This window comes from Candidatus Methylomirabilota bacterium (genome assembly GCA_035709005.1).
Lineage (GTDB): Bacteria > Methylomirabilota > Methylomirabilia > Rokubacteriales > CSP1-6 > 40CM-4-69-5.
The window spans coordinates 25,433-37,888 of record DASTFB010000076.1; the positions used below are offsets into that span (position 1 = coordinate 25,433).

12 protein-coding genes and 1 pseudogene are annotated in these 12,456 nt (G+C 70.3%); 9 read left to right on the plus strand and 4 right to left on the minus strand.

The annotated features are described in order from the left end of the window. Nucleotides 1-3: 3 nt before the first annotated feature. Nucleotides 4-708 (plus strand): cysteine hydrolase, encoded by a 705-nt coding sequence (locus tag VFR64_12915; protein HET9490642.1) that lies wholly within the window; start codon nt 4-6, stop codon nt 706-708. Nucleotides 709-736: 28 nt separating this feature from the next. Here the strand turns inward: VFR64_12915 and VFR64_12920 are convergent. Next, a pseudogene (locus tag VFR64_12920) lies at nt 737-904 on the minus strand (carboxymuconolactone decarboxylase family protein). A gap of 61 nt (nt 905-965) precedes the next feature. On the opposite strand from VFR64_12920, the gene VFR64_12925 reads away from it, so the two are divergent. Continuing rightward, nucleotides 966-2,045 carry a Gfo/Idh/MocA family oxidoreductase gene (locus VFR64_12925; protein ID HET9490643.1) on the plus strand — a complete coding sequence of 360 codons (1,080 nt, stop codon included), beginning with the start codon at nt 966-968 and terminating at the stop codon, nt 2,043-2,045. On the opposite strand, the gene VFR64_12930 is transcribed toward VFR64_12925, so the two are convergent. Next, nucleotides 2,042-3,487, minus strand: coding sequence for an MmgE/PrpD family protein (locus tag VFR64_12930; protein ID HET9490644.1), 1,446 nt, complete (start codon nt 3,485-3,487; stop codon nt 2,042-2,044). The genes VFR64_12925 and VFR64_12930 overlap by 4 nt on opposite strands. A gap of 137 nt (nt 3,488-3,624) precedes the next feature. On the opposite strand from VFR64_12930, the gene VFR64_12935 reads away from it, so the two are divergent. Continuing rightward, nucleotides 3,625-4,614, plus strand: coding sequence for an aminotransferase class IV (locus tag VFR64_12935; GenBank protein ID HET9490645.1), 990 nt, complete (start codon nt 3,625-3,627; stop codon nt 4,612-4,614). Here VFR64_12935 and VFR64_12940 read toward each other — a convergent pair whose 3' ends face one another. After that, nucleotides 4,615-5,292, minus strand: a complete 678-nt coding sequence (locus VFR64_12940; protein HET9490646.1) for a transglutaminase domain-containing protein — start codon at nt 5,290-5,292, stop codon at nt 4,615-4,617. A gap of 122 nt (nt 5,293-5,414) precedes the next feature. On the opposite strand from VFR64_12940, the gene VFR64_12945 reads away from it, so the two are divergent. Genes VFR64_12945 through VFR64_12970 form a run of 6 tightly spaced genes read left to right on the plus strand, consistent with a single transcriptional unit; the run spans nt 5,415 to nt 10,927 of the window. Next, on the plus strand, nt 5,415-6,398 hold the full coding sequence (locus VFR64_12945) for a thiamine pyrophosphate-dependent dehydrogenase E1 component subunit alpha (GenBank protein HET9490647.1): 984 nt from the start codon (nt 5,415-5,417) through the stop codon (nt 6,396-6,398). Beyond that, nucleotides 6,395-7,129, plus strand: coding sequence for a thioredoxin family protein (locus VFR64_12950; GenBank protein ID HET9490648.1), 735 nt, complete (start codon nt 6,395-6,397; stop codon nt 7,127-7,129). Before VFR64_12945 ends, VFR64_12950 begins: the two co-directional genes overlap by 4 nt. A 12-nt stretch (nt 7,130-7,141) precedes the next feature. Beyond that, on the plus strand, nt 7,142-8,041 hold the full coding sequence (locus VFR64_12955; GenBank protein ID HET9490649.1) for a TauD/TfdA family dioxygenase: 900 nt from the start codon (nt 7,142-7,144) through the stop codon (nt 8,039-8,041). A 31-nt stretch (nt 8,042-8,072) separates the two neighbouring features. Next, the gene (locus VFR64_12960; protein HET9490650.1) at nt 8,073-8,609 is read left to right on the plus strand and encodes a putative glycolipid-binding domain-containing protein; all 537 of its coding nucleotides are present in this window, start codon (nt 8,073-8,075) and stop codon (nt 8,607-8,609) included. A gap of 22 nt (nt 8,610-8,631) precedes the next feature. Then, nucleotides 8,632-9,618 carry an alpha-ketoacid dehydrogenase subunit beta gene (locus VFR64_12965; protein HET9490651.1) on the plus strand — a complete coding sequence of 329 codons (987 nt, stop codon included), beginning with the start codon at nt 8,632-8,634 and terminating at the stop codon, nt 9,616-9,618. 19 nt (nt 9,619-9,637) lie between these two features. After that, nucleotides 9,638-10,927: a dihydrolipoamide acetyltransferase family protein gene (locus tag VFR64_12970; GenBank protein ID HET9490652.1), complete on the plus strand. Its 1,290-nt coding sequence runs from the start codon at nt 9,638-9,640 to the stop codon at nt 10,925-10,927. A 563-nt stretch (nt 10,928-11,490) separates the two neighbouring features. Here the strand turns inward: VFR64_12970 and VFR64_12975 are convergent. Further along, entirely contained in the window at nt 11,491-12,282 is a 792-nt protein-coding gene (locus VFR64_12975; protein ID HET9490653.1) for an SDR family oxidoreductase, read from the minus strand. Nucleotides 12,283-12,456 lie beyond the last annotated feature (174 nt).

A 12,456-nucleotide genomic window follows, 5' to 3' on the forward strand; every position in this document is an offset into this window, starting at 1 on the left:
CCGATGAAGCCACCGGTGGAGTTTCAGGATCGCAATGCCTACAAGGACGCCATGAACGCGCTGCTGAAGATCGACCCCCGCCGCACGGTCGTCATGACGGTGGACATGCAGCGTGACTACCTCGACCTCGAGGTGGGCGGCGCCCCGGTAGCCGCCGACGACGCCGAGCGCGTGCTCAAGTACAGCCGCGATCTGCTCGACTTCGCGCGCAGCGAAGGCCTGCCGGTGGTGCACGCCTATGTCCGGCGGCGGGCGGTGGAGCTGCAGAGCGCCCTGTCCGGACAGTCGATGCGGGTGAGCCGCGAGCACGGGCTCAGCCAGAACGCCCAGGCGCCCGTGCGGCGCATCCCCGATCGCAGGGAAGGCTCGCCCCAGGCCGAGGTGCCAGCCATCCTGGTCGCGCCCGACGACGTCCACGTCACCAGCAAGAAATCGCTCGACAGCTTCCTCTATACCGATCTCGACGCGCTGCTGGGACGCGTGTACCGCGCCGAGACGGTGGTGCTGGCGGGGATCAACACCGATACCTGCGTGTACTCCACGGCCTTCTCGACGTCCAACCGCGGCTACCAGACCGTGGTCATCTCGGACTGCGTGGCCAGCATGCGCGGCAAGGACCACCACTGGATGGCCCTGGAGCTGATGGGGCGCACGATCGCCTGGGTGCTCACGGTGGAGCAGTTCAAGGACAAGGTGCGCGCGGCCTGAGCGCGAAGCTCACAGCGGACGCCAGTCCTCACGGCGGCTCCACTGGTCGAAGATGCGCTTGGCCGCCCCGGTTGAGCGCGCCTCGCACGTGGACTTCGACTTCCTCGGGAAGATCCTGGGCGGCCGCAGTGGCGATGACGATCAGCTCACGCATCTTCAGATCGAGGTGAGGGCGGTCCCAGATGGTGCCGAAGCGCCGTGCGGTCGTCGCTCACGGGCGCACCTCCTGGTGGCCGGAGTAGGGTATCCTGCCCGGCGTGACGACGCCCAGACAGATCGGCGTGGCGGTCGTGGGCTCGGGCCGGATCGGAACCCTCCGCGCGCACATGGCGGCGCGCCATCCCTCGGTTCGCTTCCTGGCCGTCTCCGACAAGGACCCCGAGCGGGCCCGGGCCCTGGCCCAGGCTGTGGGCGCCCACCTCGCCTCCGGCAGCAACCGCGACGTCCTGGCCCACCCCGAGGTCGACGCCGTCATCGTCGCCACCAGCGAGCACGAGCACACCGAGCCCTTGCTGCAGGCGATCGAGCTCGGCAAGCCGATCCTGGTGGAGAAGCCCCTGGCCTTGCGACTGGAGGATGCCGATCGGGTCGTGGCCGCCGCCGAGCGCCGGGGCGTGGACATCCGCATCGGCTACTCGCGCCGCCACGACCGCCGCTGGATGCTGGCCAAGGAGCAGATCCTCCAGGGACGGCTGGGCCAGATCGTGGGGGCCACGGCCCGCGTCTACAACAGCCGGGCCCAGATGTTCGAGATCCTCAAGCGCTCGCCCGAGGCCTCGCCCATCACCGACGTCCTCACGTACTACGTGGACATGGCCTGCTGGTTCCTGGAGGGCCACCGGCCGGTCGAGGTAGTGGCCCGAGGCCAGTGGAAGCTCTTCAAGGAGAAAGGCTACAGCGCGCAGGACGTCACCTGGGCCATCCTCACCTTCGAGGACGGCGCCGTGGTGAACCTGGGCGTCTGCTACATCCTGCCCGCGCTCTACCCGACCTACGGCCAGAGCGCGCGCTTCGAGGTGCTGGGCACGGAAGGCGTGATCCTGCTCGACATGGACAATAAAGACAGCGTGCTCTTCACCGACCGGGGCGTCCCCCACGCCTACGTGCCGGGCCACTCCGCGCCGATGCTGTTCATGCAGAGCAACTCGTCGGGGGACTGGGCGGTGGGGGACTACTGGGGCCCCATCGCCAACGAGACGCGCACCTGGCTCGACCACCTCGTCACGGGCCGTCCCTGCGCGCACACGACGCTGCGCGAGGGCCGGCTGACGCTCGAGGTGACGCTGGCCATCGAGCACTCGGCCCGGACGGGCGAGGCGGTGAAGCTCAGCTCCTAGCCGGGCAGGGTCAAGCGGACGACGTCGTCCACCGACGCGGCCGCGTCGAGCCCGGCGATGGCGGCGACGAGCTTGTCGTACTGCGCGGGCGGGATGGGCAGGCCGGGCTGAAACCGACGTAGCTCGGCGGCGTCGCGGGCGAAGTCCCACATGAGCTCACGGCCGTGGTATTCACCGCTCAGCCGGCGCCCGTCGCGCAGGACCACCGTCATCCGGGGCGCGAAGCACTCCCGGCCGACCACGCCGAGGACCTCCACGCGCTTCTGCAGCGCGGCCACGCGCCCCGCCACATCGGCGCGGGCGGCGGCTCCCGCATCGTGGGGGTCCTCCACGTTCTTCTCCAGCACGGGATAGTCGCCGGTGACCACCGTGTAGGCCAGCATGTAGGCGGTGCGGCCGAAGCCGCTGCCGTCGGCAGCGGCCGGGCGGGGGAAGCGGGGCGAGGGATAGAGCGTCTCCAGGTAATTCATCTCGAGCGTGACGCGCTCGATCGCCTCGGCCTCGAGGGCGTGGTTGGCGGTCATCTCGCGGGCCAGCCAGATCACGGGCTGGTTGAAGCCGGGCGTGGGGTAGATCTTGAACTTGACGTCCAGCATCTCCCAGCGCCGGCCGAGGTCGGCCACGACCTGGTCGAGATCGGCCGTGAGGGGGCCCGTGAAGCTGTAGGTCAGGTCACCGCGGTGACTGCCGGTGAACGCGTTGTAGAAGCCGCCCGGGCCTTCGAGCGCCGTCAGCGGGCCGTAGAAGCCCTGGCCGGCGAGCGTGGCGGCCCACATGCCGCTGCGGGCGGCCTGGGCCTCGGCGAAATCGGCGTCGCGCGCGCCGGTGCGCTGGCCCTCGATGAGGCTGCCCGCGAAGCTCGCCGCCAGCGCAATGGCGCTGACGGTCGGCGCCGCATCGAGCCCCAGGAGCTTGGCGGTGGTGGCCGCGCAGCCCAGGATGCCGTAGACGGGGCTGGCCCGGAACCCTCGAGCGGGCGTGGAGGGGATGAAGTCGCGCGCGCACCGGCACTGGACCTCGTAGCCGGCCACGAGCGCGGTCAGCAGCTCGCGGCCCGTCCGCCCCTCGCCCTCGGCCGTGGCCAGGCCCGCGGGGACGATCAGCACGCCGGGGTGAGTCAGCATGTGGTACGAGTCGCACTGGTTGTTGACGGCCACCGCGACGCCGTTGGCGAAGGCGGCGCCGATGCGGGTCACCCGGGCGCCGTCCACCCACACCGTCGCGCCCTGGCCGCGTCCCACCCGGCGGTCGCCGAGACGCTCGTGCTCGAGCACGGCCCGCCGCGCCGCGTCGGCTCGCGGGTTGCCGAAGCCGGCCATGGCGACGGTGAGGGCGTGATTGACGACCGCCCGGGCCTTGTCGACGACCGCCGGCGGCAGATCCTCGAAGCGGAGCCGGGCGACGAAGGCCCCGAGTTGGGCGGCGAGCGGAGTCGTGTCCATGGCGTCGGGGCAGCACGATCGCGCCTGGCGCCGACCAAAGTCAAGCGCCGGCCGAGATTCGCGGGATGCTACAGTCTGGGGAGCCGGAGCGTGGGCCGTGGCGCACCGACGCCGCCGGGCCCGGGAGGAGGAGCCGGATGCCAGCGACGACCACCCTTCGCATCCTGACCGCCGACGACGTGGTGCAGCAGCTCCGGGCCCTGCGGACCCGGCAGCCGGTGACCTACTCGGCCTTCTATTCGAGCCAGCTCGGTGGCATCGTCACCGACCCCGGGCTCATGATCATCCCGTTCGACGACCACATGGTGCACCGCGGCCACGGCATCTTCGACACGGCCGCCATCGTGGGGGGCAAGATCTACGACCTGGAGGCGCACCTCGATCGCTTCGTCCGGTCGGCGCGCAACGCCAGGCTAAGACTCCCGGCCCGCGACGAGATGCGCGACATCATCGTCCGGACCACGGTGGCCAGCGGCCGGCGAGACGGCTCCATTCGCTATTGGGCGTCGGCGGGGCCGGGCAATCTGAGCCTCACCCCGGCGGCGGGCGCCCAGCCCGGGTTCTTCGTCATCATCTTCGCCGGCCTCGTCTACCCCGAGGCCTGGTACCGGGACGGCCTGCGGGTCATGACGACGACCTATCCGATCAAGCCGCCGCTCTACGCCGTCACCAAGAGCACCAACTACCTGCCCAACGTCCTCATGCAGATGGAAGCGCAGGAGGCCGGCCTGGACAACGGCATCTTCGTCGACGATACCGGGAACGTGGGCGAGAGCTCCAACATGAACGTGGCCTTCGTGAGCGCCGACGGGGTGCTGAAACACCCGAAGTTCGACCACATCCTCTCCGGGTGCACGTCGCTGCGCCTGCTCGAGCTAGCTCCGACCCTGCAGACCCGCAAGCTCATCACCGGCGTTCAGGTATGCGACATTCCGGTGGGCGAGGCCCGGGCGGCCCGGGAGATGATGCTGATCGGCAGCTCCATCGAGGTCGCGCCCATCGTCGAATGGGATCGCAAGCCCATCGGGGACGGCAAACCCGGCCCCGTGGCTCGCGCGCTGCGCGGGCTGCTCCAGGAGGACATGCGCTCGGGGCGCGACCGGCTGATCGACGTGCCCTACGCCTGATCAGCGCCCGGCGGTCGGTTCTCTCGCGAAGTCTCCCTGCTCGCCGCGCGCGCGGACCTCGAGCCAGCGGGGGTGCGCCAGCTTGAAGTCGGCCACGATGGTGGCGTAGGGCACGTCCGGGTAGGATCCGCGCTCCCTGACGTACTCCATGTGCCGGCGGCCGGCCCGGTCGTATTCGTGGAAGAGCGAGTCGTGGCGTCCGTCGAACTCCAGCGGCCGGACGCCGAAGCGCTCGCACAGGGTCAGGTTGAAGGCCGGCGTGGCCTTCACCCAGTTTCCCTCCAGGTAAAGCTCCGTGTAGCCGTGCCAGACGAACAGATCGGTCCCGACGAGGTCGAGGAGCTTCTTCGTCGCCAGGTGGTTGCGGACGTCGGCGTAGCCGACGCGGGCGGGAATGCCGCTGGCCCGGGCCGCGGCCGCCAGCAGGGCCGCCTTCGGGATACAGAAGCCGCGCTTGGCCCGCAGGCAGTCGCTGGCCCGGTAGTAGGCGGGGGCCTCGCCCACCCAGTAAGGGTCGTAGAGGATCCCGTCGCGAACGGCGTAGTAGAGCTTCACGCCCCGGGCGAGGGCATCGACGGCGCCGGCGGTCGTCTCTTCGGCGAACGCCCGGATCGCCGGGTGGCCGCTGTCGACGAACTCGCCCGGCGCCAGGGCGAGCTCGGGTCCCCAAGGGGCCAAAGTGGAGGTGCTCACGTCAGGCCAGAAGGTACCACAAGGCCCGGGCAGCCGGCTTTACGCTCCGGCGGAGTCTCGGGTACAGTGGGGGCCCTGAAACTCCGATGACGCGAGAGGGACCGGCGATGACGACCCGAACGATCGAGCCCCGGATGGAGCTGGAGCAGAACCTGCACCTCTACCGCCAGATGGCGAAGATCCGAGCCTTCGAGGAGCAGGTGCACGAGCTGTACAAGAGCGCCAAGATGCCGGGCCTGGCCCACCTCTACACCGGGGAGGAGGCCGTGGCCGTCGGCGTCTGCGAGGCCCTGCGCCGCGACGACTTCATCACCAGCACGCATCGCGGGCACGGCCACTGCCTGGCCAAAGGGGCCTCGGTCAACCGCATGTTCGCCGAGCTCCTCGGCAAGGAGCCGGGCTACTGCCGGGGCAAGGGCGGCTCGATGCACATCGCCGATCCCGAGACGGGCAACCTGGGGGCCAATGCCATCGTGGGCGGCTCCGCCGGCATCGCCACCGGCGCCGCGCTGTCGGCCCGGATGCGGGGCAGCGACCAGGTCGCCGTCTGCTTTTTCGGCGATGGCGCGCTGGGCCAGGGCCTGCTCTACGAGGCGATGAACATGGCGGCGCTCTGGAAGCTGCCGGTCATCTACGTCTGCGAGAACAACCTGTACGGAGAGTACACGCCGTGCGGGGAGACCGTCGCCGGCGAGATCCTGGCCCGGGCCCGGGCCTTCGGCATCCACGCCGAGACCGTCGACGGCCAGGACGTCCAGGCGGTCCTCGCGACGATGCGCCGGCTCGTGGAGCGCGCGCGGGGGGGCGAGGGCCCGGGCTTCCTCGAGTGCAAGACCTACCGCTACTTCGGCCACCACGTCGGGGATGTCAACCGCGAGTATCGCTCCCGGGACGAGGAGCAGGAGTGGATGACCCGGCACGATCCGCTGCAGACCCTGACCGGGCGGCTCATGGCCCAGGGGCTCGTCGACGCCAGCGTCTTCGAGCGCATCCTCACGGACGTGAAGGCGGAGATCGACGGCGGGGTGCAGTTCGCGCTCGCGGCGCCGTACCCGGCGCCGGACCAGGTCGATCAGGACGTCTACGCGTGAACGCCCCGAGCGCCGTGACCCCGGCGAGGTTCGCCCGCGGCATGACGTTCGACGCGTACGTGACGTACACCGCCAGTCCCGAGAACCTGGCCCGCGAGGCCTGGGGCGGATACTTTCCCGACGGCGGGTCCCGGCCCACGGCGCGCAAGGACAACAGCGCGGTGTTCCGCGAGCGCTACGCCCGGGCTCGTCTGAGCGAGCAACAGGCCGCCGCCATCCGCTGGCTCGCCGAACAGCCCGACGGTCCGGCGAGCATTTTGATGATCTCCGAGGACTGGTCGTCCGATTGCCGGCGCGACGTGCCCATGATGGCGCGGCTGGCCGAGGCCGGGGGCCTCGAGCTGCGCATCTTCAACCGCGACGGCAAGAAGATCCTCGCCACGCGGCGTCCCGATCCCGCCGCCCACCCCGACGGCAACCACGACCTCATGCTGGCGTTCATGAACGCCAAGAACGGTGGGGAGTGGGCGTCGGTGCCGGTGGCCGTCTTCTACACGAAGGATTTCCGCGAGCTGCACCGCTACATCGAGTATCCGGCCATCTATCACAAGGACCTGATCCGCGGCCACCAGCAGTCCGTCCGGGCCGGCGAGACGGAGACCCAGGCCAGGGAGCGCGATCAGCGAGAGTTCCTCGCCATGCAGCGATCGCCGTTCTTCGACGTCTGGGCCTCGGCGGCGGTCGACGAGGTCCTCAGCGCGCTGTTCGAGAAGCTGACCTTCAAACGGTAGGAGGCGACCGGCATGCCCGTCACCATGCGTCGGATCGGCCCCTGCTTCGCCGCCGAGGTGGAGGGTCTGGACCTCACCAAGCCGCTCTCTCCCGCGGAGGTGGGCGCTATCCATGCCGGCATGAACGAGCATGCCGTCCTGGTGTTTCACGACCAGCCCATCGACGACGAGCAGCAGCTGGCCTTCAGCCGCAGCCTGGGCGAGCTCGAGCGCGCCGTGGGCACGAGCCTGCGCGCCCCGGACGAGTACCGGCTGCCCACCACCTTTGCCGACGTGTCCAACCTCGACAAAGACCACAAGCCGTTCGCCCGTGACGACCGCCGGCGACTGTTCGCCATCGGCAATCGGCTCTGGCACTCCGACAGCTCGTTCAAGGTGGTCCCGGCCAAGTACTCGATCCTCCACGCCCGCAGCATTCCGTCCCGGGGCGGCGACACCGAGTTCGCGGACATGCGCGCGGCCTACGACGCCCTCGATGGCGAGACCAAGGCCGAGATCGAGGACCTCCTCTGCGAGCATTCGCAGCTCTTCTCGCGCCAGCAGCTCGGGTTCACCGAGTTCACCGAGGAGGAGCGCCAGCGCTTCAAGCCGGTGCGGCAGCGCCTGGTCCGCACCCACCCGTCGACCGGGCGGAAGTCGCTGTACCTCTCCTCGCACGCGGGCAGCATCATCGGCTGGCCGGTCCCGGAGGCGCGGGCCTTCCTGCGCGACCTCGTGGAGCACGCGACCCAGCGCGAGTTCGTCTACGTCCACAAGTGGCGGGTCGGCGACCTGGTGATGTGGGACAACCGCCGGACCATGCACCGCGGCCGACCCTTCCCGGCGCACGAGCCGCGCGACGTGCGCCGTACGACCCTCGTCGGCGACGGGCCGACGGTGGCGCAGGCCGCGGCCTCGGTGGCCGGAGGGTAGTGGCATTCCCCGCGCAATCTGCTGGGCGCCCATCTGGGACACGCACCGCTCGGGCACGGGCCTCGAGCATCTCCTGCTCCGCGAGGGCTCGGCCGACAGCGTGCTGCTCGCCTTCGACGAGCAGGGCCGCCCGTTCCGGCTCGCCTATCAGCTCGCGTGGGATGCGGCGTGGCGGCTGGGCGAGGCGCGGCTCCAGGTGACGAGCGAGCACGGGACACGGTCGCTCCATCTGCAGAGCGACGGCAAGGGGCGCTGGACCGACGGCGGAGGCCGGGCCTTGTCGGAGCTCGACGGCTGCCTGGACATCGACATCTGGCCGACGCCCTTCACCAACACGTTCCCGATCCGGCGGCAGCCCCTGGCCGTCGGCGAGCGGCGCGAGTTCGTCATGGCGTGGGTGTCGGCGCCGGCACTGACCGTCCGGCCCATGCGGCAGGGCTACACACGGCTCGGCGACCGGCGCTATCTGTACGAGAACCTCGAGGGCAGCGGCTTTCGCGCCGAGCTGCCCGTCGACGAGGACGGTGTGGTGCTCGACTACCAGGGCGTGTTCCGGCGCGCGGCGTGAGCGCCATCGGCAGGAGAAAGTCATGAGCGAGCGAGAGCTGACGTACGGTGAGGCGGTCCGGGAGGCGATCGCCGAGGAGATGCGGCGCGATCCACGGGTGTTCCTCATCGGAGAAGATGTGGCCGAGGCCGGCCACCCCTTCAAGACGCTGCTGGGACTCGTCCAGGAGTTCGGGACGAAGCGGGTCATCGACACCCCGATTTCCGAGCCGGGTTATGCCGGCATCGGCGTAGGGGCGGCCATGACCGGCATGCGACCGATCGTCGACGTGATGTTCGGCGACTTCATCACGCTGGCCATGGACCAGATCGTGAACCAGGCCGCCAAGGTTCACTACATGTCGGGCGGCAAGCTGAAGGTGCCCATCGTCTTCCGCACCACGCTGGGAGCCACGCGGCGGTCCGCCGCCCAGCATTCCCAGTCGCTGCACGCCTGGGTCAGCCACATTCCCGGCCTCAAGGTGGCGCTGCCCTCGGGCCCCTATGAGGCCAAGGGGCTCATGAAGACCGCCATTCGCGACGACAGCCCGGTGGTGATCTTCGAGGACAAGATGATGTACCGGGTGAAAGGCCCGGTGCCGGCCGAGGACTACACGATTCCCTTCGGGGTGGCCGAGATCAAGCGCGCCGGGACGGACGTCACCATCGTGGCCACCAGCAGCATGGTGGCGGTCGCGCTGGACGCGGCCAAGCTGCTCGAGGAGACCGGCATCAGCGCCGAGGTGATCGATCCGCGGACCACCTACCCACTGGACAAGCAGACCCTGATCGATTCGGCCAAGAAGACCTCGCGGGCCATCGTGGTGGACGAGGGGTACGAGCGCTACGGCACCACCGCGGAGATCGCGTCCGTGATCGCCGAGGGGGCCTTCTATCACCTCGATGCGCCGGTCAAGCGCATCGGCGCCAGAGACGTGCCGGTGCCGTTCTCGCCCGTGCTCGAGGACCTCACGGTGCCGTCGGACAAGATGGTGTTCGAGGCGGCCCGGACCCTCTGCGGAAAGGCCTGAGCGGGAGGACGCTTCGCCGATGCCGACCAACGTCATCATGCCGGCCCTGGAGCTGGCCCAGGAGACCGGCAAGATCCTCAAGTGGCTCAAGGCGCCCGGCGACACGGTGAGCAAGGGCGAGCCTCTCGTCGAGATCGAGACGGACAAGGTCACCGTCGAGATCGAGGCGCCGGCCTCGGGCGTGCTGCGCGAGGTCAGCGCCCGGGCAGGAGACGTGGTGCCGGTGGGCCGGACGATCGCGCTGATCGCGGCGGCCGGTGAGGCGGGGTCCGGCCCGGCGGCGCCGGCGCCCGTCATCCCGGCAACCACCGCGGGCGGTGCCATCCCGTCGCCGTCTCCTGAGGTCAAGGCATCGCCGCTGGCCCGGAAGATCGCTCGAGAGCACGGGGTCGATCTCGCCCGAGTGAAGACCACCAGCGGACGGATCGAGAAGGCGGACGTCCTGGCTTACCTCGACAGCCGCAAGACGGCCGGCGTCGCCGACGGCGTGGCCGCGCGCCTCACCGCGGCGTCCCCCAAGGCGCGGCGCCTGGCCGCCGAGCGCGGTCTGGACATCACGGCCCTGCACGGTTCGGGCCCCGGTGGCGCCGTCCTGGCCGCCGACGTCCCTGTCGCGAAAGCGACCGCCGCCCCGCAGCCGGCGGCGGCCGGCGCCAGCACCGTCTGGCGCATCATGGCCGAGCGCATGACCGCGAGCTGGACGACCGCCCCCCACTTCTATCTGGTTCGCGAGGTGAACGTGAGCCGCCTGGTCTCCTGGCGCCAGCGGTTGAGCAAGCCGCCCGGCACCCGGGTCACCTACACGGACCTGCTGGTGAGGCTGGTCGCCGCCGCGCTGTCGCAGCATCCGCGGGCGAACGCCTCGTGGAAAGACGGCGCCATCGTCCAGAACGCCGAGATCAACATCGGGTTGGCGGTGGCCGTCGAGGACGGGCTCGTGGTCCCGGTCCTCCATCGCGCCGACACGCTGGGCGTGGCCGAGATCGCCGCCCGTCGCGAGGATCTGGTGACGCGAGCCCAGGCGGGCAAGCTCCGTCCAGCCGACATCCAGGGCGGGGGGTTCACCATCAGCAACCTCGGCATGTTCGGCGTCGACGCCTTCAGCGCCATCGTCAACTCGCCCCAGGCCGCCATCCTCGCCGTCGGCCGCATCGCCGACCGCGTCGTCGCCCTCAACGGCCAGCCGGCCGTCCAGCCCACGATGGTCCTGACGCTGTCCTGCGACCATCGCGCGCTCGACGGCGCGCGGGGCGCCCAGTTCCTGGAAGCGCTGGCCGATCTGATCGAGGAGCCGGCGCTCCTGGTGTGAGCGCGGAAGAGGCGTCTCGCGGCGTCGAATCTCAGTCAGCCGGAGGGAGAGTGACCCTCGGGTCAGACCCCGCCCGGTGCGGACGCCGAAGGCGCCTTCACCGGCGGCGCGCTCCACGCTCGCGGCCGGCACCTCGCCCCGCCAGTCCTCGGGCTTGAAGCTCCCGACGTACTCGCGGGTACGGCGGCCCACCGCGTCGCGATACTCGCGCAGCGCGGCGAGATCGATCTGCCGCGTCAGTTCCGTCACCTCGGCGCTCGTCACGCCGGCGCCGATGTCGCGGCGGGCGACGCCCAAGCGCTTGAGCCACCCGTCGTCCAGGACCTGCGCGCCCGGCCAGCACCCGGTTGGCGACGACGTCCTCGGCGCGGGCGATGTGCCACAGCAACCACGCCAGGGAGTTGAGGTCCTCGCGCGGGCGGAGGCGCATCTGCTCGTCGCTCAGGCCGCCGAACGTGCGCTCGGCCGCCGATATCTTGTTGCCGCCCACCGCAGCCGAGTGCACGGCCGCGTGCTGCTCCAGAAACAGGTCTCGCGCGTCCATGTCGTCCTCCCGAGCGGTCCTAGAGCACCGAGCGCACCAGGCCCCCATCCACCAGGATGGTAGTCCCGGTGATGTAGCTGGACTTCGCCGAGGCCAGGAAGGCCACCAGGTGCGCCAGCTCCCGGGGCTCGCCGATGCGGCCCACCGCCGTCTCCCGGGCGCGCTGGGCCAGCGCGTCCTCGAGCGAGATGCCGGATTCCTTGGCCCGGGCCGCCGTGTTGGCGAGCATCCGCTCGCTCCGGATGACGCCCGGGCACACGTTGTTCACCAGGACGCCGTCGCGTCCGACTTCATCGGCCAGGCTCTTGGCGAACGCCACCACGCCCATCCGGGTGACGCCGGAGAGCGCGAGGTTGGGGATGGGCTGGAACACGGTGCTGGCCAGGATGTTGATGATGCGACCGGCGCCTTGCCGTTTGAGATGGGGCAGCGCCTCCCGGGACATCCGGGCGAAGAACAGCAACGAACGCTGCACCGCGGTCGCCCACTGCTCTTCCGTGGCGGTCTGGGCGCGGGCCAGCGGGGGACCGCCGGAGTTGTTGACCAGGATGTCCAGACGCCCGAACCGGGCGACGGCGGCCGCGATCAGGTCGCGAATGGTCTCGGGCCGATCCAGATCACCGGCGAAGGCCAGCGTCTCGCGCCCGGTCGCGTCGCGGATTTCCTGCGCGGCCTTGTCCAGGTCCGGCTTCGACCGGCTGCACATCGCCACCCGGGCGCCCTCCTGGGCCAGCACCTCCGCACAGGCGCGGCCCAGGCCTTTGCTGGCGCCACCGACGATCGCCACCTTGTCCGTCAGCTCGAGGTCCATGCGCGGTGTTATGCCGGGGGGCGTCGGACTTGTCAACGCATGCGAAAGAGGGTCACGCGATGCCATCGCATCGTGCTATGCTGCGGCCCACGATGAGGCTTCGACACGCTGTCTGCCCCACCTGTGGGGCCGACGTCACTGTCACGTACTGGCCCTATAGTGTGCCCCTCTACA

Coding starts and splice junctions, on each gene's coding strand:
- VFR64_12955 (HET9490649.1), top strand. CDS start 7,142: ATGCCCGTCACCATGCGTCGGATCGGCCCCTGCTTCGCCGCCGAGGTG.
- VFR64_12975 (HET9490653.1), bottom strand. CDS start 12,282: ATGGACCTCGAGCTGACGGACAAGGTGGCGATCGTCGGTGGCGCCAGC.
- VFR64_12915 (HET9490642.1), top strand. CDS start 4: ATGAAGCCACCGGTGGAGTTTCAGGATCGCAATGCCTACAAGGACGCC.
- VFR64_12930 (HET9490644.1), bottom strand. CDS start 3,487: ATGGACACGACTCCGCTCGCCGCCCAACTCGGGGCCTTCGTCGCCCGG.
- VFR64_12965 (HET9490651.1), top strand. CDS start 8,632: ATGAGCGAGCGAGAGCTGACGTACGGTGAGGCGGTCCGGGAGGCGATC.
- VFR64_12970 (HET9490652.1), top strand. CDS start 9,638: ATGCCGACCAACGTCATCATGCCGGCCCTGGAGCTGGCCCAGGAGACC.
- VFR64_12935 (HET9490645.1), top strand. CDS start 3,625: ATGCCAGCGACGACCACCCTTCGCATCCTGACCGCCGACGACGTGGTG.
- VFR64_12945 (HET9490647.1), top strand. CDS start 5,415: ATGACGACCCGAACGATCGAGCCCCGGATGGAGCTGGAGCAGAACCTG.